Raw genomic sequence first — 21,346 nt, forward strand, 5'->3', positions numbered from 1 at the left:
AATGTTCTGTTGTAATAGCAACGTACATTTTGACTTAAAACAACGTAGGAGTTGATAATGGATGATTATTTGAAAGAAGCACTGGAGATAGTGAAGGCGCAGGCAAGTGTGCGCAATATGACCGAAGAGGAAATAACCTCCATGGTCAAGAAGATAGCAGATGGAATCAAGGGCATCAGTGAAGGAAGCGAGCTTTCTGTTGAAGGTCAGGAACCTGCTGTTGATCCCAAAAAGGCTGTAAAAGAGAAGTCCATCGTTTGCCTCGAATGCGGCAAGACTTTCAAGATCATTACCAAGAAGCACCTGGGTACCCATGATCTTACCCCCGAGGAATACCGCGAAAAGTGGGGATACAAGAAAGGCGCTCCCCTGGTTTGCAAATCTCTGCAACGTGAGCGCCGCAAAAAGATGAAGGAAATGCAACTTTGGGAAAAGCGCAAAAAAAGCGCCAAGAAATAGATAGAGCCTGAAGTTGCACCCTTGATTCACCAAAGGGCATTATAAAACCCCCGCTTTGGACAACCAGTCAAAGCGGGGGTTTTTTGTTTTCTGCAGCGGGCTGCGTGCAACAGGAGCACTGATCAGGCTTGCCCTATAAGTATCCCTGGTCTGAAATTCATGGTTTCTGTGAGCTCGCCCGCTTCCTGATAGGCGCGTTGCGCCGCCTTGCGTACATGCAAGGGGGCTGTGCCTTCGGGGAGGGCCGCCCCAGAAATCGCTTCGGCAGCGTCCTGCGTCTCTTCTGCTGGCGAGGCGATGGTCCGTCGCAGTTCCTCCACCTCGAGCTCAGCGCGGAAGGCTGCTTCCTGCTGACGCTGAAAACGCCGTAACGCATGCTGCGCTATCTCTTCCGCATTGACTTCAGGTTCTTCCACTTCGTAGCGAAGTCCAAACTTGCCAAAGGAAAAGGTGAAGCCATTGTCTTTGCTCGCACTGGTGCTTTCACCCTTTTGGGCGGTAGACGCACGCGCAGAATCGGGGCGTTCAGCTCGCCTGGATTCTTTCTCGTAGGCGCTTTGGGCTGCGCGTGTAAATATTGCAGCTTTTTCGTCTATTCGCATCAGTGCCCTCGTGCAACTTAAATACAACGTCTTACGTGGTGCATCTGCCAGCATGTGTGGAAGGCATACGCATGACGCGCTTTACGTAAAGGTGCGTTGTCTCCACTAAACTGCAACGGCTGCACCTTGAGCCTTAATAAAAAAATAACACCTGCTTAACATTTTGGCAAGTTTCTGAATTCTTCTTGCAAAACTAAGATATTGCATTTAAGGAAAATGTTGGCAAACAAGTCGGGAAACAGGGACATTCCCGCTCAAGATCATCATTTCAAGGATGCAGCGCATGTCAGATACTATCCTGAGCAAAGAAAAGCTCATCCCGGGTATGACGAGCAAGCTGGTTATCGATGCACCCCACATCGCCAAAAAGGCGAAGCCGGGGAACTTCGTGATCCTGCGCGTCAGCGAAAACGGGGAGCGTATTCCATTGACCATCGCGGACGCAGATCCGGATGCCGGCACCATTACCATTGTCTACCTTGTACTGGGTAAGACCACGGCGGAGCTGGAAACCCTGGGCGAGGGCGATACGATTCTCGACCTGTGCGGCCCCCTGGGCAAGGCAACGGAAATACACAAGGTCGGCACCGTGGTTTGCGTCGGCGGTGGTACAGGTATCGCGGCCATGCATCACATTGCAAAGGGGCACCATCAGGCCGGCAATCATGTGGTGGCTATCATTGGTTCGCGCAGCAAGGATTTGCTGCTGTTCTGCGATGAACTCGGCGGCTTTTGCCCCGAAGTGCTTGTCTGTACGGATGACGGCAGCCAAGGGCACAAGGGCCTGGTTACGGATGTTCTGCGCAAGCGGCTGGAAGAGGACAAGGACGTTGCCGAGGTCGTGGCCGTGGGCCCTGTGCCCATGATGCGCGCCGTGGCCAACGTTACGGCTGAATTTGGCGTCAAGACCACGGTCAGCCTGAACTCGATCATGGTCGATGGCATTGGCATGTGCGGCGCCTGCCGCGTTACGGTTGGGGGCGAAGTCCGGTTCGCCTGTGTGGATGGCCCGGAATTCGACGGACACAAGGTGGATTTCGACGAACTCGGCGCACGCCTGCGGGCCTTCAAGCCCCAGGAAGCCATTTCCTACGAGGAGTACAAGAAAAATCATGGCCTCGTCTGATCAAGGAAAAAAGCCCAAAAAGGAAATCCGGCCGCGTACGCCCATGCCGACGCAGCTGGCCGAGGAACGCATCCGGAATTTCAATGAGGTTGCCACCGGCTATACCCATGAGATGGCCCTGGAAGAAGCCAGGCGTTGTCTGCAGTGCAAGCGCCCCACCTGTGTAAAAGGGTGTCCTGTGGAAGTTCCCATCAAGGACTTCATCCACGCGCTGCTTGAGGACGGGGTGGAGGCCGCTTACCGGGTAATCAAGAGCACCAACAGCCTGCCCGCAGTCTGTGGCAGGGTCTGCCCCCAGGAAGTTCAGTGCGAAGGGGGGTGCATTCTTGCCGCCAAAGGGCAATCCGTCTGCATTGGCCGGTTGGAACGCTACGTGGCAGATACCTATGCCGCCATGGACGCCTGTGATGAAATAACGGGCAAGGAAGAATGCCCCTATATTGATGAAGACCTGAAAGTCGCTTGCATCGGCGCTGGTCCTTCCAGCCTTACGGTTGCCGGATACCTGGCGTCCCGCGGCATCAAGGTTACCCTTTTCGAGGCCCTGCACGAGCCGGGAGGCGTTCTCGTCTACGGCATTCCGGAATTCAGGCTGCCCAAAGACGTGGTCAGGCGTGAAGTGGAGGCCCTGAAGGAACTCAAGGTGGATATCCGCACCAACTGGGTTGGCGGTAAAACCGTGTTGGTTCAGGAACTCCTGGATGCAGGGTACAAGGCCGTATTTGTGGGTGTGGGCGCCGGCTTGCCCCGGTTTTTGAAGGTCCCTGGCGAACACCTCATAGGCGTTTTTTCTGCCAACGAATATTTGACCCGTGTCAATCTTGGGCGTGCCTATGATTTTCCCAATTACGATACGCCGATTTTTCCTGGCAAGCATGTTGCTGTCATTGGCGGCGGCAATGTCGCCATGGATGCTGCACGCACGGCAAAACGCCTGGGTGCGGAAAAGGTCAGCATTGTCTACCGCCGCACAAAAGAGGAAATGCCGGCCAGGCTGGAGGAATTGGAACACGCACTGGAAGAAGGCGTGGAGCTGCAATGTCTGTTCGGTCCTCTGGAATTTATGGATGACGGACAAGGCAACCTCAAGGGGCTTGCCTTGCAGAAAATGGAATTGGGCGAACCCGACGCCTCGGGCCGTTGCGCTCCTGTCTGCGTGGAGGGCGATACCTGCGAAATTCCCTGCGACCTGGCCATCATCGCTGTAGGCACAGGACCGAACAAGGTCATGCTCGAAGCCACACCTGAGCTGGACCTGACCAAGCGGGGCTATATTTCGGTGGATGAGGAAACCGGAGAGACTTCCGTGCCCAATGTTTTTGCAGGGGGCGATATCGTCACCGGCGCGGCCACAGTCATCTCCGCCATGGGCGCTGGACGGCGCGCAGCAAAGGAAATCGCACGCCGGCTTCTGGGCGACAAAGCTGCCGAATAACGCTTGTAGAGATTGATTTTACGACCGCGGCCTGCGCCAGAGCGTGGACCGCGGTTTTTCTTTTTCCGTAGATACTTGCCGCGCACTCGCTTTTCATGCGAGACAGCAGCCATGCACTCCCTATTGCTTTGGCAACAGCGTCTCCACAAATGGGGGATGGCCCCGCTTTTACGCCTGGCAGCCGCAGGCTGGGGGCGCATTCTTGTCTTACGCCGCAAGGCGTACCAGACAGGGGTGCTTCCTTCGTGGACACCCCCTGTGCCCTGTGTTTCCGTTGGTAATATCGCTTCCGGGGGCGGGGGCAAGACACCTGTGGCGCTCTGGCTGCTGCAGTGGGCCGCCGCGCAGAAGCTGCAGGCTTGTCTTCTGACGCGCGGGTACGGTGCAAACCCCCCCACGTTGCCTTTTGTGGTCGAACCGGAGCGCATTCGCGACTGGCGTGAAGCAGGGGATGAGCCATTGCTGTTGGCCCGGCAAGCCCCTGAATCCAAGGTGGTTGTCGACCCCGACCGCAGGCGTGGGGTGCGGCATGCCCTGGCCGTGGCGCGTCCGGAACTGTGCATCATGGATGACGGCATGCAGCATCTCAGGCTGGGGCGCCACTGCAATCTGGTGCTGCTGCGGCTGGAAGACCTGGAAGAAGGCTGGGGGCGTGTCATTCCCAGCGGCCAATGGCGCGAGCCGGCATCTGCCCTGGCCGCGGCTGACGCCTTCCTGGTCAAGGCTTCTCCCGAGGCTTTCGCGGCTGTGACTGACCTGTTGCACAAACGGGTAGGCAGGTTTGAGCGCCCCGTTTTCCAGTTCAGCTTGGAAGCCCAGGGCCTGCAACGGGTGGCGGATTCCGGCAGTCTTGCATCTTTAGTGGGGCGATCCTACCTTTTTGTCAGCGGCATTGCCGGCAATGAGCAGGCTGCAGCCACTGCGGCGAGGTATATGAAGAACCCGCCGGCTGGTACGCTGTTTTTTGACGATCACCATGCTTATACTGTGGCGGATTGCGAGTGCATGGAATCTGAACGTAACAGGCTTGGCGCGGAATTTGTGATCTGCACCCAGAAAGACGCCGTGAAGTTGGCCGGCATCGAGGCCTCCCCTTTGCATGAGCGGCTGTACGCCCTCTCTGTTGGGGCCAGTTTTCAAAGGACACTGTATTGTGACGTCATCTTCCCACAATGGTGGGAAAACTGGTGGCAACGGCATGGCGCCGGCACCTAGCGGAATTATTTGAAAGCGCCTGTAATACGAAAATTACAGTCAGACATAGCACGCGGAGAATCAAGATGGGCAAAAACGCAAGGGCAGGCAACTCGACAAGGCAACGTTGCTGCAAATTTTCAAGCAGAGCAAAAAGCCGCTGACGCCGCCTGAATTGTTGCGCGCGCTGAAGCTTCCCAAACGGGAAAGCGAGGCCATGGAAGGGCTGCTTATGCAGCTTGAGCGCGAAGGCAAGGTTCTGCGTCTGCGCCGCGGTGCTTATGGCCTGGTGGAAAATCTCAAACTGGTCACCGGCACCCTGGAAGTGCAACGCTCCGGCGTGGGCTTTGTCATTCCGGACGAAAAAAAGCGGCAGGATATTTTTGTGAACCCCGCCAACATGGGGGGGGCTTGGAATGGCGACCGGGTGGCTGTGGCAATTTTTCCGGATCGCTCCGGCAGAAGAGAGGAAGGGCGCATTGCCCGCGTGCTGGAACGAAGGACAACCAGATTGAGCGCACGGGTCAGCCGCAAGTTCGGCGGGCAGATTCTGTGTCACGCAACGGACAGCAAACAAAACCTGCAGTTCATGATAGAGACATCCGCCCTGGGGCAAGACGTGCAGGAAGGCGACGTGCTTCTTGTGGAGCCTAAGGAACACCTGGATCGTGAACTCTGGAGCGCCACCATTCTGGAATTTTTGGGGCGTGAAGACGATGTGCTGGTCCAGGAGGCTTTGGTGAAGGCCAACCACGACGTGCCCACCGCGTTTCCGAACAATGTACTGCAGGAGGCCGCAGCCCTGCCGGAGAAACCGGACGAGGCCGATTTTCAGGGGCGCAAAGATCTGCGCGACCTGGACCTGGTGACCATAGACGGCGTAAAGGCCAAGGACTTTGACGATGCCATCTGCGTCAAGAAGGAGCAGGGAGGGTACCGGCTCTGGGTCGCCATAGCAGACGTTGCCCACTACGTGCCCGAGGGCACTGCACTCGACAAGGAAGCCTTTGCAAGGGGTAATTCCTATTACTTCCCCCAATCCGTCGAGCCCATGTTCCCGGAAGCCCTTTCCAACGGGCTTTGCAGTTTGAATCCCCATGTGGAGCGCCTGGCCATGGTGGCCGAGCTCAAGCTTTCATCCAGCGGTGTGCCCGTGGATGCTGATACGGCTTTTTATCCGGCTGTTATCCTTTCCAAGGCGCGGTTGACCTATTCGCTGGTAAAGCGCGCCATTCTGGACAAGGAAGAGGACGCCCGCGATGAGGTGGCTGCTGTGCTGCCCATGCTGGAGACGGCCGAAGTCCTGGCAAGACAGTTGCGAATGCGCAGGGAGGAGCGCGGCAGTCTGGACTTTGACCTGCCCGAGCCCGAATTGCTTTTCAATTTGCAGGGCGAGACCGTGGACATACGCCCCAAAGTGCGCCATTTCGGCCACCAGATCATCGAGGAGTTCATGATCGCGGCCAACGAGGCGGTTGCCCGTCGCCTGCGCGACCGCGCTTTGCCGTGCCTTTATCGCGTGCATGAGGAGCCTGATCCCGACAAGCTGCAGGCGCTATACGACGTGGTCATTCGCAGCGAGCTGGCGGAAAAGGTGCAGCGCCCTGCTAAGGCGCCGTCCCCGTTGGATTTGCAGCAATTGCTGGCAGTGGCGGAGGACTCCGACATGGAATACGTCGTGGGGCGGCTGACGCTGCGCTCCATGATGCAAGCCAAGTATTCACCTGTGAATACAGGCCACTATGGCTTGGCGTCCGAATGCTATTGTCATTTTACATCACCCATCCGGCGTTACGCAGACCTTGTGGTGCATCGCTCGGTTAAGCGCATGCTGGCTGACGAGGGCTTGCACCCCGGGCAGCCTGCGCCGCCCCGTGAGCGCGGGCTAAAAAAGGTGGGCGCGCATTTGAGCGAGATGGAGCGCAAGGCCATGGACGCCGAGCGCGAGACCCTCAAGCGCATTACTGTACTTTTCCTGCGGGACCGCGTGGGCGAAGATTTTACAGGCGTCATCAATTCCATAGCCGATTTCGGCTTCTGGGTGGAGCTCAAGGAAGTCATGGCAGAGGGCATGGTCCGCCTCTCCACAATGCACGATGACTACTACGGCTACATCCCGGAACGTCAGGAACTGCTTGGCGAGCGGACTGGACGCCGGTTCCGCATGGGGCAAACCGTGCGTGTGCGGCTTGCCGAGGTGAATCTTGCCCGTCTGGAAATTACCCTGGAAATACTGGAAGGGGGCGATTCCAAGAAAACTCGTGGGCGCAAACCAGCGCCGGTAAAAGAATATGCAGGAACGCAAGGCAGGCCCGCCGGCCGTCGGCCGGGTGGTTCAGGGAAAACACGCACCTCGAGAAAACAGGATGATGCTGCTCCAGGCAAAGGTGGTCGCAAACGTCCCGTCTCCAAAAAACGTCCCTCTGGCCCAAAAAAGAAACGCCCCGGCAGACCGGCGCGTCCTGGGCGGAAAGGGGGCAGTAGCTAAGGGCAAGGCGCCATGCCAGGCTTTACTGACGGCGCTTTCTTGCCAAGGGAGACGACAGACGATAGGTTGCCTCGTCTCGGACACAGCGGAGTTATTAATTACGGGGGCGAGCTTGTAGGAGCCAAACCATGTCGCGATTTTCTGTCCTTTCTTCTCTTTTTGTGCTGCTCGTGGTCGTCTTGCTTGCCCCTGCGTCTGGACAAGGCGATACACTGAACGGCGGCGTGACCTCGCAACCTTGCGCGATAACGCTTCCTGAATCATCGGACGCGCCGATTACACCAGACGAGCTCCGCAGTTTCATGAAAGATGCGCCGCGTTTTTTACGTTGGGCTAATGCACAAGGCCTCGCCTTTCTGGTGTTTCCCGCCCCTGCCGATTTGATGTCTGATACCTGTGCGGTAAAAACACAGGCAGTCTTGCAGGACCTGGGGTGGCCTCCGCAGCGTTTTTTGTTTTTACTCTGTGTCACCGGCTCAGCAGCGGCAGCACAGCAGACGGCTTGTGCGCGCGACCTCGAGACCCAGGAAGTAACGCTGCTTCGAGACAATATGCTTGAACTGATGACGCTCTACGGCACAGGGCCCTAGCACGTGCAGTTTTTTCCAGGTCTTCAATGAAAAAGAATCCTGCAGGACATTCTCCGCTTTTAACCCAACTGCTGCAACGGGATGTGATCGCGCTTTTTCTTTTTGCAATCGGCTGTTTGTACATGCTGTTGCAACAGCCCTATTTAGTCTTGAGCCGGGCAACCTCCGCGAATCTGTTTGGAGGTGTTATCGGCTGTCTTGGGATTATCAACGCAGTATGTATTCCCCCTGATTTCAAGGGCAGGATGGCGAGGCTCGTCCGCAGTGTCCCATTCTGGCTCGCCCTGGTCTTGCTTATTTTGCTGGCTGCCAGCGCCTTGCATAGTGATTCCCCTGTGACAGCCTTGTCCCGCAGCTTTGTGTTTTGGGGCACCGCGGCAGGCGGCTATTTCAGCGCAAGCATTTTACTGCAGCGGGAGAGCACGCGCAGACTCTTCGTCATTTTCTGCACGCTGTTGCTCATCGTTTTGATGGTGGGGCAGCTTTATGGGTATTTTGTTTATGGGTCGGTTCACGCCCTGTTTGATGAAACGCGCCACGCACAGGTGAGCATGGCGTTTCTGTTGCTGTTCGCGCCTGTTTCTCTGCTGCTGCGCGGGAAGACCTCAATACGCTGGGGCGCCCTGGTCCTTCTTCTTGTGGTCGGCGTGGTGCTGTATCTCAGCGGGTTGCGCACCGCCGTATTCATGCCCGTCGTGCTTATTGGTCTTGTCGTGGCTTTTGGAGCTATGAAGAAGCGCTGGTTTTTCTTGAGTCTGGCTGTTTTTGCGGTGCTGCTTTTTAGCTATTTCAAACTCTATCCGGAAAAACGCCTGGTTCTGGATACGGAGCCCGTTTATTACAGGGTGGAAAATTACCCCTTTTCCTGGCACGTGGCCGCAGAACACCCCTGGCTGGGCATTGGCCTTGGCGCCGACCGCACGCCGTATCTTGAGGGGTACTCCATAAAATATACAAATGTCAGAGCATCTGAAGGTTTTGACTGGAGCCTCAAGCGCATCAACAATGCGGAAAACGCTTTTTTGAGCCTGATGTGCGGCGTAGGATTTCCGTTTTTGCTGCTGTATTGCGGTGGGGTGGGGTGGCTGGTTTTCCGGCTCATGCGGGATGCGCGCAGGCACAGCAACCTGCAAGGTATTCCTGCTTTGCCGCTCCTTCTTTCGGTGTTGGCGGCGATGGGGCACTCCATGCTTTTCGATGGTTTGCTGTACGCACAGGTGAATATATTCTTCCACATTCTGTTGGGGCTGGTGCCCCTGGCAGCAAATGCCGGGCAGGCGCCGCCAGACAGGGCTACTTCTTGAGCTTGTTGCCGGAGGAATAGGCTTCGCTCATTTGCAAGGCTTTTTCCGGAATGGCCAACCCGCCGAAGCTGTTACGTTCCAACACCGCGGTTTCCATCTGCATATCGCTTTTTGTCAGCAGCAGCAGGGGGGCATCCAGCGCAGCGTTGTGGTGCAGAAATGCCCTTTGCCAGAGCAGGCCAGAGCTGTTTTCCGCCTGTAATAACGGCCCGCCTTCGCAACGCTTGATAATTGTACCATAAAGCTGGGTCGCTTCGCAGTTTTTCAGGCTGATGGCCCCGGCCGTACAGTGCTGTATCAGGCTCAGGTGCAGGTGCATTTCAGGGGCGTCCAGTGCGTTCAGCCCCTTGCCGGCAGTCCCCGTAAGCAGGCAGAAAAGCAGTGTTGTGCGCGGGCACTGCAGCAGCTCCACAAGGGTAAGCTTCTCGTTACGCGCCAGTGCGTCTTTTTTAGGGGGCGGTGCGCGGAATTCAATATTTTCCAGCCACAAGTCCGGACATTGGAAGAAACTGAAGGCGGCGCCTTTGGTCACCGGGGATATGAACCTGGCCCGTCCCTCTGCCTGAATGCGCAGGCCTTCCAGCCCGAAAATGACGGGCGCTCCGTTGATCCAACGCATATGAGCGCTCTGCGGCAACGCCTGCTCCTCGAAGTAGTAGTCTCCTGCAGTGAGTAGGATATGCGCTCCAGGGCGCAGGGCGCGGACCAGTTCCACACTGTTTGCCACCCGGATTGGGGGCGCGGTGTTTTTTGGCCGTCTGGCTGCCGCCAGGGTAATTCCCTGGTCAATATTGCTCTTCAGGTGGGAGGCCACGGCCAGCACAGAGTTTACATACCGCTGGCTGTGGTTGTACCCCCAAAGGACCTTGCGTTTCTGCTCCAGGGTGATGGTTTCTGGCGTCCAACCATAATCATGCAGATAGCGCCCCGCACTGTGGATGGCATCGGCAGGGGTGAACAGGTCAATGTGCCCGTCGTTATCTCCGTCCGCCCCGTGCTTGGAAACGTTGCTGGGCATGAACTGGGCAATGCCTATGGCGCCCAGGGGGGAGCCGGTGACCGTAAAAGGGTCGCGCCCCAGGTCATCTGCCAGGCGCAAGAGCGCCACAAGCTCGTTATAAGCCCAGTCAGCGCGTTTTTCCGCTGTTTGCCGCAGCCATGCTTTTTGGTATTCGTCCAGGGAAATGCCCTTGAACATGGGTTCGACAACCGCAAAGTCGGTGCCCCTGGCCATGCTTGCCAGAGAAATGACGGCGGGCCTGCCGCCGAGAAATGTTCCTTGCCGGGTTTCCACAGTGATAATGCCCCCGGCTATGGATGCGGGAACCTGGTAGAGTTCTTGCATACTCACAAAAAAGGGGCGGTGCATGATGGCGAATTCCATTGCCTCGGCCAGCCATAGCGGGTGGCGTGCGCCCTGATAGGTGGCCGTTGTCCAGCCGGAACTGCCAATGGCCTTGCCTGTTGTGCCTTCCAGGGCTTCTTCCAGCTCTTTGGAGGGCAGGCCGTCAACTTCCAGGCCCGTTGCCTTCTGATAGGCCTCAATGGCGGAAGCGGTCTTGGGGCCGAATGCCCCGTCGGCCTTTCCTGCTGCGTACCCCAGGCCGTTCAGCGCCTGCTGTATGTGCTTGACCCGGCGATGGCCGAAATTGCTGCGATAAAGGCCTCGCAATTTATTACGCAATGGTTTGGACGTGTAGGTGAATTCAGGTCTGGAGAACATGGCTTCAAGTTTCTTGCTGTCAAAACCGTCCGCCGCCAGACGCTCCACAAGCGGCTGCCAGGCAGTGGGCGCTTGTGCCCATGCTGTGTTCTGCAGAACAAGGGAATGAACCAGCAGTAGAAAGGCTGCGCCAAGGGTAACAGTAAATAGCTGCTTGTGGAGGAGTGCTTTGCAAGGGTTCATCGAATTGTTTCTACCTGATAGCGTGACAAAGTCAAAAAAGAAGTGGAACTCTGAGTGACAGTAGGGCAATTTCCCAGAGCACACGATTGACAGAGTGAGTGCCTCATGGGCAAAATACGCGCTTGCGGTATCGAAAATCAAAGCTCCGTTCTCAATGGCGGAGCGCCTGCAGGATGTAAAAAATGAAAAAACTCATGCTCCTGGGCACGGGCCTGCTGCTTATGGTGGGTATCGTATTCGGGGTCAAAATGTTTGCCACACACATGGTTGAAGGCAAACTGCACCAGGCTGCTGCACGCATCAAGGACAAGGCGGATATCGCCTATAAGGATGTTGATGTCGAGGTGTTTGGCCTGAACCTTGTGGTTCATGATGTGGATGTGAAGCTTCCCACCGGGCAGAAAATGACCATTGGCGAGGTTGTGGTCCATGACATGGACGTGAAAAACAAGCCGCCGCACCATGCCAGAGTGGAGCTGAAAAATCTGCACGTGGACGTGAACAAGGAAAATTTCGGACGCGAGTACCAGGCCATCCGTGATATGGGGTACGATACTCTGGAAGGCGACGTGCTGCTCGATTATTCCTGGGCGCCGGAAACCGGCAACGTTCTGCTGCGCGAGTGCGACGTGGATATCCCCGGTCTGGCCAAGATACAGCTGGCACTGGGGTTGAGCCATGTGGATCTGGTCAAGGTCAAAAAGCTCGAGCTTGAAGACCTGGTCATAGAAGAAATGCACTTCAATTATGTGGACCAGTCCTTTTTGCGCAAGATGGTGCAGGTGACCGCAGTGGATGAAAAAGAAATCATCGACTTTCTGGTGGCCGGATTGCAGGAAGACATCGAGCGTGCGCGTGAACGGCAGCAGACCGAGGCCGTGGAGACCATGACAGAGGTGATTTCATTCATAGAGGCGCCTGTTGGGCTCACGGTGGATGTGACCCTGGGAGACCGCACGGCCATGGAACAAATAATGATCTCCAAGAAGATCAGCGAAATAGTCAAATTGTTTAATATCAAGGTGGAGGCAACGGGATGAGCCGGGCAATTTTGCACACAAAAATGCTGCACGCCGCGGCTCCCCTGTTCTGTCTGCTCGCCTGTCTCATGATGTTGGCGCCTGCCCCCGTGCAGGGCGCCAGCTCCCTGTGGCTGCACAAACGTTCTGGCGGGGAAAGTTCGGAATTCGACAAAATATGGGAATACCGCCCCTCGCTGGTGACGACGGTCTATTCCAGGAATAACGAGGTACTGGGCTATCTTTATCACGAGAAACGTTTCCTCGTTTCCCTGGATGAGTTGCCCAAGAACCTGATCAATGCCTTTCTCGCTGCGGAAGACAGCTCTTTTTACGAGCACGAGGGGGTGGACCTTGCGGCTATCTTCCGTGCTTTGGGTAAAAACCTGACCGCCGGAGACATTGTGCAGGGCGCGAGCACCATTACCCAGCAGGTGGTCAAGCGGCTGCTGCTGACCTCGGAAAAGAGCTACGCCCGTAAAATAAAAGAGGCCATCCTGGCTTATCGGCTGGAAAAGCAGATGAGCAAGGACGACATCCTGACGATCTACCTGAACGAGATTTTTTTCGGTTCCAATGCCTACGGCGTGGAAGCCGCAGCCAGAACATACTTTGCCAAACACGCAAGTGAATTGACCCTGGCGGAATCCGCGATTCTCGCGGGCCTGCCCAAGGCGCCCACACGCTACAACCCCTTTCGCTGGCCAGAAGCAGCCAAAGTCAGGCAGCGCTACGTTTTGGGGCGCATGTTGGATATGGGGTGGATAGACCAGGCTGCCTACGACCAGGCCATTAACGAGGAACTGGTCTACAAGAGCATGCCCGACCCCTCCTGGCAGCTCGGCGCCTATTATTTGGAAGAGGTGCGGCGCTGGCTTGTCGATACGCTTCCGGAAAAGGTTAAGAACGACCCGGACCTCACATGGGGGCGGACCGGGGAAGATATCGTGTATGAAGCAGGGCTCAGCGTTTATACCGCCGTGGACCTGCGGCATCAGCGCCTTGCAGAAAAATCCCTGAAGCACGGGCTTGAAGCCTCCACCAAACGTCGTGGCTGGCAAGGGCCATTGGAAAAACTCCAGGCCGGAGAATTTGAAGCCTTTTTGGAGCGCAACCCCCTCCCTGAGGATTTCTTCAGCGAAGACAGTGATGTCTGGGGCAAGGCGCTGGTCATGAAGGTGGATAAATCTGGCGCAGACGTACGCATAGGCGATCGCGATGGGCACATCGGGGTCAAGAAGATGTCCTGGTGCCGCAAGCCGAATCCCCGCATTTCGCCGGAAGGCGCCGGCAGGGTTACCGATGCACGCAAGGTGCTGGAGCCCGGGGATGTTGTCTGGGTTTCCCTTGCCGGAGAGGTGTCTGGGGACAAGCCTCTTGAACTGGGGCTGGAACAGCGTCCAAATGTGCAGGGCGCTCTTGTTTCGATAGAGCCCCACAATGGCGACGTGGTGGCCCTTGTGGGCGGCTATGATTTCAGCACCAGCCAGTTCAACCGCGCCACCCAGGCTGTGCGCCAGCCTGGCTCAGCCTTCAAACCTATAGTCTACTCCGCTGCTTTGGACGCCGGTTTTACCCCGGCTTCAGTGGTCATGGACGAGCCCTTTGTCTACCTGGACCCCTACACCATGGAGCTGTGGCAGCCCAAGAACTACTCCGGCGAATATTATGGCCCCACGCTGTTGGTGACGGCCCTGGCGAAATCCCGCAATCTGGTGACCATCCGTGTGGCGGACATGATGGGGATTCAACGCGTCATCGCCCGCGCCAAAGCAATGGGGCTGCAGGGGGATTTTCAGCCTTTTCTCCCCATCAGCCTCGGGTCTGTGGCGATCACGCCCATCAATCTTTGCCAGGCCTACACGGCGTTTGCGCGGGATGGCTCCTATGTAGAGCCCAGAATGGTGCTCTCTGTGAAAAACAACCAGGGGCGTGATCTTTACACCTCTGAAACCGTTTCTCACGAGGCCATAAGCCCGCAGAACGCCTATGTCATGGCCAGCATGCTCAAGGAAGTTGTGCGTCGCGGTACTGCGGGCAGAGCGGCGAGGCTCGGAAGACCTCTGGCTGGCAAGACCGGCACCACCAACGATGAACAGGACGCCTGGTTCATTGGCTTTTCTCCGTACCTGCTGACAGGCGTGTACGTGGGCTTCGACCAGGTTACCCCCATGGGGCGGCTGGAAACAGGCTCCCGCGCTGCCTTGCCGGTGTGGATAGAGTACCGTGAACAGGTGGAGCCGGACTATCATGAGCAGGACTTTCAAGCACCTGACGGAATCATCTTTCAAAACGTCTATTCTGACGGGTATTATGCCGATGCAGAAGGCGGCGAAGGCAAGTCCTATTACCTGCCGTTCATTGCCAGTTCCTTGGATGGCCCCATTATCACCGAGCAGTTTGAATTTGGGACGGACATGCATAATTATGCTCTGGACGGCAACTACTACGGGAATTCGCAAACTCCCGAGCAGGGCGGGGGGCCGGCGACCGAGCAGGAAGAATCATTGCTCAAGCAGCTGTTTTAGCGCATCTTGAATTTGAAATAGATACGAGCACTTCGTGCACGTGACTGAAGCGGTGAGATACTGCTTCAGTATTGTTTTTTGGGCCAAGGCCAGAATGCGTTAGCCTCGAACCAGTCGAGTGCATCGGGCAGGAGAGGATATGGCTTCTGAGATATACGCCACGCTGGGGATGCAAGGCACCCCTTTCTCCCCTGGCGCGTGCAAGGATTTCTACTACCAGACCGCGGCTTCCAAGCGCATTACGGACGAGCTGCTACAGGGCATCTCTGCGCACAAGGGGTTCATGGTGCTGGTGGGAGAGGTCGGACTCGGCAAGACCTCCTTACTGCTGCAATTGCTCCCCATACTGGAGCAGCAGAAGACCCATGCCTCCTTGATTTTTAATAATGTCCTGGACAAGCGTGAGCTGCTCACCTCCATAGTCAAGGGGTTCGGGCTCAAGGTGCCGGAAGCCCCCCATCTGGCAGAACTGTTGGATACGTTGCACGCCTTTTTTCTGGATGCCAACAGTCAGGGTAAAAATTGCGCCATCATCATCGACGAGGCGCAGAAGTTGGACTTCCAGGCCCTGGAAATTTTGCGCATGCTCTCCAACCTGGAATTGGGGGGCGAAAAACTCGTGCAGATTCTTCTTGTGGGACAGCCCGAGTTGCACCACCGCCTGAGCCAGCCTGAATTGCTCCAGTTACGCAACCGCATCAACCTTTTTCATGAACTGCCCCCTCTGAATCAGGAGGAAACCGGCGACTACGTGAGATACAAGCTTTCGACAGTCGGCTCGGACCTCAAGCTTGAAGGCGCTTCTTTGGGACTGTTGTGGCTTGCCTCGCAGGGGAATCCCCTGATGACCAACATGCTCATGGAAAAGACCCTCTACGCCATGCTCGCCCGTGGAGAAAGCCGTATCACTCGCGGCACTGTGCTGGATGCCGTGAAGGAAGTGGCGGCATGGGACAGTTCTGTTGCCAGGACCTTGCGGTTCATGCGCATACGGCGCTCCATTTCCTATACAGGGGGCGTGTTGGCGTTGGGCCTGGCCATTGGGGTGTTATTGCTTTTCTGGCAGCCATGGCGCGAGAGCGGGCAGCAATCCTCGGTCACCATGGAAACCGGGTCCGAAACCTCTGAACCCGTGCACGATGATCCAGGCAAGCAGCAGGCTGCAAACCCTTCCGCCACGGAAAACTCAGAGCCAGATGCGGCGGCGCAAAGCGCTGAGCAGCTGAGTTCTGCGTCTGCACAGGAAAAAGAGGAAGGGGCTGTTCAATCTGAACCGGATGCTTCTGCCGAAAGTGCACGTGAGGCTGAAGCACAAGAATCTGCTGTGGCTACCGCCACTCCGGAGGGAGATAGCCCCGCAGAAGTGGCCACGGCGGACACTGTAGGCAATCCTGACGCAGAAGCGGCGGGGCCCTCTCGGGGGGCTCTGCAGCGTGTACCCCCGAAAAGTGAACTGGCCCACGCCACCGCAGCATTTTTAGAACCCTGGGGAATTGAAGACGCCTTGCAGCATGATTTTTATCAGGCTGTGGAAGCAAACGACCCGGATTATTTCCGTCGAAAGCTCAAAGAGGCGGGGGCTTCCAAAAAGAAGGGGCTGACGCTTGTGGAGTTGCAAGAAGTCCCGGAAGTGGCGTCCGGGGGTGATTTCAAGGCAACACGCTTTCACTGGCAGCAATTCAGTGAATTTGGCCCGGTATGGGTAGTGCTCTGGCGTTCACCTGTTTTTTTGGATGATTATGCCATGGAGTACCGTTCCAAAAGTGTTATCCGTCTGCAGGAACGCCTCGATCTTCTGGGCTACTATCGCCTGGGCATCGACGGCAAGGTTGGCCCCGGGACATGGAAGGCCGTAGAAGAATTCCAGGATGACCACGGATTGCCAGTGACGGGAACGCCTGACCCCGCCACTGTATTCTTGTTGTTTACCACAAACAGGCGTGCTCCCATATCCGTAAGGACGCCGCAGGAAAACACCGCGTCGCAGGAAGCGATTACCCCAGACGACTCTCCACAATCCCTGGCGGATGGAAGCGTCCGTTTCGGCGTTCAGTAACATCGTTCACTACTCTCCTCTCTGAGTGACCTCATTCTGGGACGGCAACGGTCCCATCCCACGTATATCTCCCCAAAAAAAGGCCCGAGAAAAGTAATTTTTATTTTCCCATGGGTTGCAGATTGGCTAGAATTAGTCTAAAGAATATACAGGAATAGTGTAGACTGTGCCTTTTGAAATGTAACTACCTGAAATAGTTGCCTGCTGTTGCAATTAACACTCCAACTCGCATTAATTGTGAGATGGCGCTCCGACCGGTCTGTTGCAGGGACTTTCCGGCTCATGTTGCCCAGACGCAAAGAAGGTATGTCGGCCATGGCACTATTTTACTACAAGCTTCTTGAGGACAGCGGCCGCATAACAACGGGGCAGGCCGTGTTGCCTTTTGATGAAGTCGCCCCCGCAGTAAGGTATCTTGAACGCCAGGGCGGCGTAGTGCTCTCCATTCACTCCCTGAGCCGGGTCACATCCGCCTTTGCCGGATTACGGGCAAAGCTCAATCCCATTAAACGTAGCGACGTAGCATCCTTATTGGCGAACCTTGCTACAGTGCAGCAAGGGGGGTGCGTTACGCTGTGTGCGCTGGATACATTGATGCCGCATGTGACGCACTCGCTGCTTCTTCAGGTGGTGCGTTGTCTGCGTTCGGATATTGAGGGCGGGCAGACCTTGAGTCTGGCCATGTCGCGGCATCCGGAGGTCTTTTCGCCCGTGGTCGTGTCCTTGTGCCGTACAGGTGAAGAAAAGGACCGGCTTGCGGGTGCTTTGCGGCAGGCATCCGAGCATTTGCAAAACATGGATGCACTGGACCGCTTCACAAGACGTGCATTGATTTCCCCTGCCATGTTGGTGTTTTCTGTGCTGGCTGCCACGTGTTTCTGGTTTGTTGTGGTCATGCCGCATCTTGACGGGCTGTTCAATGACGTACATGTCTCACTTCCTCTGATTACGCGGGGGCTGTTTGTCATTTCCGGTTTTCTCCGGATATGGCTCCCTGTCATATTGGCGGCTGCGATCATTGCCGCCGCATTATTCTGTTTCTTGCGCAGATATGTGCCCCCCGCACGGAAGATTACCGATCCTTTGCTACTCAGCCTTCCAGTGGTCAGGGTGGCCATGAACACGTCGCTGAAGGCGCAGGTCAGCGAATGTCTGGCTACGCTTCTGGCCACGGATACCGGAGTCTTGCGGACGCTGGACATCATAGGCGCCACCCTGGATAATTCCGTTTATCAAAAGCGCCTTCTCCAGGTGAAGGAGAATGTGCGCAACGGGAGTTCTCTTGCAGATGCATTGGAGCAGGGTGATGTCTTGCATTGCTTTGCCGTGCGGTTGCTTGATGTCGGGGATCAGGCAAGGAGGGCGGATGCGCAAACCGGACAGATCGCCCGTGTGTATGGAGAGCGGCTTTCCGGACTGGGGGATGTGCTGCATAAGAGTCTGGAGCCCGTGATGCTGCTATTTCTTGGTGTGCTTTTCGCCATGATAATAATGGGCCTGCTTTTGCCGGGGTACGACCTGCTGTTCGCCAACTAGGTCCAATAGGCCAAAACAGTTTTCTCACAGCGCCAACAATACGCGCGATTCAAGCGCGTTTGTCGCATTCAGAGAGTCGTCAGGAGTCAACCATGCGCAAACATATTCTCTTTTTTTGTCTGGCAACGGTGCTTTGCATTTTTTCTTCAGTACTGGCCCAGGGGCTTCCCTGCCTGGATGTTTCCCCTTTTTACAGTGGATGGGGGAGCGACGAAGCTTCCAGAATGCGCCCTTGGCAGCAGGAATTGATTGAAGAAGAATTCCCGCTGAATGAAGCGCAGGCAGTGGAGGTACTCCAAAAGGAGTACCCTGATGCCACGGAAAAGGAAGTCAGGGAGTGGTTGACGGACGGTACCGCGGCATGTGTTTCCATCAAGGGAGAGAAGCGTTGGTTTGAAGGCGTAACGCACAATTTTGGGTATCGTAACCCGGAATTTTTACAGAAGATCCTGGCAAAAAAGGATATTGGCAGCCCTTTTTATGACCAGGTTGAACAATTCGTATTCCGTTCCGCCAAGGCCGGCTACCAGGCAAAAGACTGGCAGCCTTACGTGGCGCCCATGGATTATATGCTGGACCTTACTCTGGACATCCCTCGCGACAAGTTGCCAGCCAAGGGCGGCGTAGGCGTGTGGTTGCCACTGCCCATCGAGACGGCCAGCCAACAGGACGTGCGCATCATTTCCATTACGCCGGAAAAATACTTGAAGGCCCGCCCCAGAAAAGATGCGGACATCGGCTATGCGCATTTTGAAATACCCCTGGATGGCCGCAAGGATGATCTGAAGATCAAAGCCAGGGTGCTGTTCAGAAGTTATCGCCAGCGTTTTGTGGTCAAGGCGGATGATGTGCTGCCTTATGACAAAGAGCGCGCTGCCTATCAGGAATGGATACGCTCCACAGACAATATCACCGTGACGCCGGAGATAGCCGCCACTGCGCGTGAAGCCGCCAAAGGGGAGACCAATCCCTATCTGGCTGCGCGCAATATTTATAACTATATTCTTGAAAACATTCGCTATAGTCTGGTGCCCCATGCCACGGTGAACCTGCTGGGCATTCCGGAGTCTGTCTGGGTGCATGAGCGCCGGCATGGAGATTGCGGCGCCCAGAGCATGTACTTTGCCGCCATGTGCCGTTCCTTAGGCATTCCCGCCCGTGCAAGTGGAGGGTATCAATTGTTTCCCAAGTTCGCGGGCACGCATTTTTGGGCGGAATTTTATCTGGAAGGCTACGGCTGGGTGCCGGTGGACCCCACTGTGGCGGATGCGGTGGATTGGACAGCTGCGGTAACGGAGGAGCAACGCACGCAGTTCAAGGAGTATTATTTTGGGAATCTGGATCCATACCGCCTGGTTATCCAGCGCAACGTGGACATTGACCCGGTGCCTGCGCCCAGGGATGATTATATGAGCGGTGAGCGCCCCTTGTTTGTGCTGCAATATCCCTGGCTGGATTGTCCGGCTTGCGAAAGCGCGCCGCTGGATCTTGTTGGCGATGGTTTTTCATGGGAATTTACTCCCGTCACGCCCTGATGCGCGCAACCTGTGGGGAAAGCAACCAGGAGCTAGTCGATAAGCAGGAATTCTCCCATGACATCATCCCGCAGGCCCACGATCTTGCCATCGGAATCCATGGAGAAGGCCATCAGTTCGATGCCTGGAGAATCCAGAGTATAAAAAGGGCGCTGGAAAACATCATAATGCCAGTGGGTGAGGGGGGCGGATTTGCCAAGAACTTCGAATTCCAGACCGTCGTTAGCCCTGCGCACAATCAACTCGCCGAAAATGTCGTTTTCGTAGCGCCCGGTATAAGCATCCAGAGCTAATGAAGGTTTGGTATCCGGGACGCGGTCTGCCGTGCGTTTGCGGATTTCCTCTTGAAGAATGTCCCGCTGTTCCCGCCAATTTTTCAGGAAATGCGCATCCCAGTCTTGCTGCTCGATTCCAAGCACCATATCCAGCACATGATACATGAGTGCTTCACGGATATTTGTGGCGTCCAGGTTGCAAAGCACCACCATTCCAAGCTCCAACTCCGGCGCAAGCGCAACCAGGGCGGTGAAACCGTCTATATTGCCCCCGTGCTCCACAAGCTGTACCCCGTGGTAGTCGTGCAGAAACCACCCCATCCCGTATGAGAGGAAATGCGCACCAGGAAAGGAGCGCCGCAGGGGAGCTTCCGGCACCGGCATGCCCACCTGCGGCAGGCGCGTTTGCAGCACAACTTCTTGTGGCGCCACCTGCGGTGCGTCCACGCACCCCAATTGAAAGCGAATCCACTTGACCATATCGGCGGCTGAAACGTTCAACGCCCCGGCTGGGGCAATGTTCTCCATGTGGCGAAAGGGGATGTGGCGCAGCGCCCCGTCATATTCCAGGTAGTGCGGCTTGGCCAGATTCTCCACTTCTGCAAGCGCCGCCACACTGAGGGAGGCGTCCTGCATATCCAGGGGCGTCAGGAAGTGGTCGCGGACATATTCGCTCCATGTCTGCCCGCTGCTGTGTTCGATAAGTTTGCCCGCTGCCAGGTAAAAGTAGTTGTTGTAGTTGAAGCTGGAGCGGAAACTGTCTTCCACGGGAAAATGGCGCAGCCGCTCAAGAATGCCATCCTTGTCCGGAACCCCCTCATTCCAAAGCCAGAGCATATCGTGTTCGAGCACGCCGATACGGTGGGACAACATATCAATGGGGGTGATGTGTGTGGCGACCCAGGGCTCGGCTACACCGAATTCGGGGAGCACATCCTGTACAGGGGCGTTCAGGTCCAGGCGCCCTTCATGGGCAAGCATGGCCACGGCAAGGGCAGTGAAGGCTTTTGTGGTGGAGCCGGCGGCAAATACTGTGTGCGCATCCACAAGATTTTCCGGCGCAGTTGCAGGTGCGTCCATGTCGCGCACGCCAAATCCCTTGAGGTACATTGTGCGGTCTTTATGAACAATGCCAAGAGCCAGACCCGGAACGCGCCATTTCTGCATGGCGTCGGGCACGTAGGTATCCAGGGAAGAAAAGTCCGGCGAAGTGGTCCAGGCCGCTATGACCTGGCAAGGGAGCAGCAAGAGGATGACGATGAAGAACGCACGCATATGCAATGACACGACTCC

15 protein-coding genes are annotated in these 21,346 nt (G+C 56.3%); 12 read left to right on the forward strand and 3 right to left on the reverse strand.

Annotation, left to right across the window (positions count from 1 at the left end):
* The first annotated feature begins 57 nt into the window (after positions 1 to 57).
* Complete coding sequence (locus ACZ5EH_RS13105; protein ID WP_464274327.1) at positions 58 to 459, forward strand: Ros/MucR family transcriptional regulator; 402 nt, start codon at positions 58 to 60, stop codon at positions 457 to 459.
* A 122-nt stretch (positions 460 to 581) separates the two neighbouring features.
* Here the strand turns inward: ACZ5EH_RS13105 and ACZ5EH_RS13110 are convergent, their stop codons facing one another.
* Positions 582 to 1,061: a hypothetical protein gene (locus tag ACZ5EH_RS13110; protein ID WP_464274328.1), complete on the reverse strand. Its 480-nt coding sequence runs from the start codon at positions 1,059 to 1,061 to the stop codon at positions 582 to 584.
* Between the two features lie 283 nt (positions 1,062 to 1,344).
* Here ACZ5EH_RS13110 and ACZ5EH_RS13115 point away from each other — a divergent pair, with 283 nt between their 5' ends.
* From ACZ5EH_RS13115 to ACZ5EH_RS13140, 6 genes are all read left to right on the forward strand, one after another.
* The gene (locus ACZ5EH_RS13115) at positions 1,345 to 2,187 is read left to right on the forward strand and encodes a sulfide/dihydroorotate dehydrogenase-like FAD/NAD-binding protein (RefSeq protein ID WP_464274329.1); all 843 of its coding nucleotides are present in this window, start codon (positions 1,345 to 1,347) and stop codon (positions 2,185 to 2,187) included.
* On the forward strand, positions 2,174 to 3,622 hold the full coding sequence (gltA, locus tag ACZ5EH_RS13120) for an NADPH-dependent glutamate synthase (protein WP_464274330.1): 1,449 nt from the start codon (positions 2,174 to 2,176) through the stop codon (positions 3,620 to 3,622). The genes ACZ5EH_RS13115 and gltA overlap by 14 nt, the downstream gene beginning before the upstream one ends.
* 111 nt (positions 3,623 to 3,733) lie before the next feature.
* Positions 3,734 to 4,837: a tetraacyldisaccharide 4'-kinase gene (gene lpxK, locus ACZ5EH_RS13125; RefSeq protein WP_464274331.1), complete on the forward strand. Its 1,104-nt coding sequence runs from the start codon at positions 3,734 to 3,736 to the stop codon at positions 4,835 to 4,837.
* A gap of 106 nt (positions 4,838 to 4,943) precedes the next feature.
* Positions 4,944 to 7,304 (forward strand): ribonuclease R, encoded by a 2,361-nt coding sequence (rnr, locus tag ACZ5EH_RS13130; RefSeq protein ID WP_464274332.1) that lies wholly within the window; start codon positions 4,944 to 4,946, stop codon positions 7,302 to 7,304.
* Positions 7,305 to 7,432: 128 nt separating this feature from the next.
* Positions 7,433 to 7,894, forward strand: coding sequence for a hypothetical protein (locus ACZ5EH_RS13135; RefSeq protein WP_464274333.1), 462 nt, complete (start codon positions 7,433 to 7,435; stop codon positions 7,892 to 7,894).
* Positions 7,895 to 8,139: 245 nt separating this feature from the next.
* Positions 8,140 to 9,198, forward strand: coding sequence for an O-antigen ligase family protein (locus ACZ5EH_RS13140; RefSeq protein WP_464274334.1), 1,059 nt, complete (start codon positions 8,140 to 8,142; stop codon positions 9,196 to 9,198).
* On the opposite strand, the gene ACZ5EH_RS13145 is transcribed toward ACZ5EH_RS13140, so the two are convergent.
* On the reverse strand, positions 9,188 to 11,104 hold the full coding sequence (locus ACZ5EH_RS13145) for a lytic murein transglycosylase (RefSeq protein WP_464274335.1): 1,917 nt from the start codon (positions 11,102 to 11,104) through the stop codon (positions 9,188 to 9,190). The two genes, ACZ5EH_RS13140 and ACZ5EH_RS13145, sit on opposite strands and share 11 nt — an antisense overlap.
* A 182-nt stretch (positions 11,105 to 11,286) precedes the next feature.
* On the opposite strand from ACZ5EH_RS13145, the gene ACZ5EH_RS13150 reads away from it, so the two are divergent.
* From ACZ5EH_RS13150 to ACZ5EH_RS13170, 5 genes are all read left to right on the forward strand, one after another.
* Positions 11,287 to 12,144, forward strand: a complete 858-nt coding sequence (locus ACZ5EH_RS13150; RefSeq protein WP_464274336.1) for a hypothetical protein — start codon at positions 11,287 to 11,289, stop codon at positions 12,142 to 12,144.
* Positions 12,141 to 14,651, forward strand: coding sequence for a penicillin-binding protein 1A (locus ACZ5EH_RS13155; protein ID WP_464274337.1), 2,511 nt, complete (start codon positions 12,141 to 12,143; stop codon positions 14,649 to 14,651). Before ACZ5EH_RS13150 ends, ACZ5EH_RS13155 begins: the two co-directional genes overlap by 4 nt.
* 139 nt (positions 14,652 to 14,790) lie before the next feature.
* Positions 14,791 to 16,707 (forward strand): AAA family ATPase, encoded by a 1,917-nt coding sequence (locus ACZ5EH_RS13160; RefSeq protein ID WP_464274338.1) that lies wholly within the window; start codon positions 14,791 to 14,793, stop codon positions 16,705 to 16,707.
* Positions 16,708 to 17,022: 315 nt separating this feature from the next.
* Positions 17,023 to 18,243, forward strand: a complete 1,221-nt coding sequence (locus ACZ5EH_RS13165; protein ID WP_464274339.1) for a type II secretion system F family protein — start codon at positions 17,023 to 17,025, stop codon at positions 18,241 to 18,243.
* 92 nt (positions 18,244 to 18,335) lie between these two features.
* The gene (locus ACZ5EH_RS13170; protein WP_464274340.1) at positions 18,336 to 19,778 is read left to right on the forward strand and encodes a transglutaminase-like domain-containing protein; all 1,443 of its coding nucleotides are present in this window, start codon (positions 18,336 to 18,338) and stop codon (positions 19,776 to 19,778) included.
* Between the two features lie 32 nt (positions 19,779 to 19,810).
* Here the strand turns inward: ACZ5EH_RS13170 and ACZ5EH_RS13175 are convergent, their stop codons facing one another.
* A complete protein-coding gene (locus ACZ5EH_RS13175) occupies positions 19,811 to 21,340 on the reverse strand; it encodes a serine hydrolase (protein WP_464274341.1) in 1,530 nt (509 codons plus the stop codon).
* Positions 21,341 to 21,346: the final 6 nt, after the last annotated feature.

The organism is Desulfovibrio biadhensis (assembly GCF_055388615.1).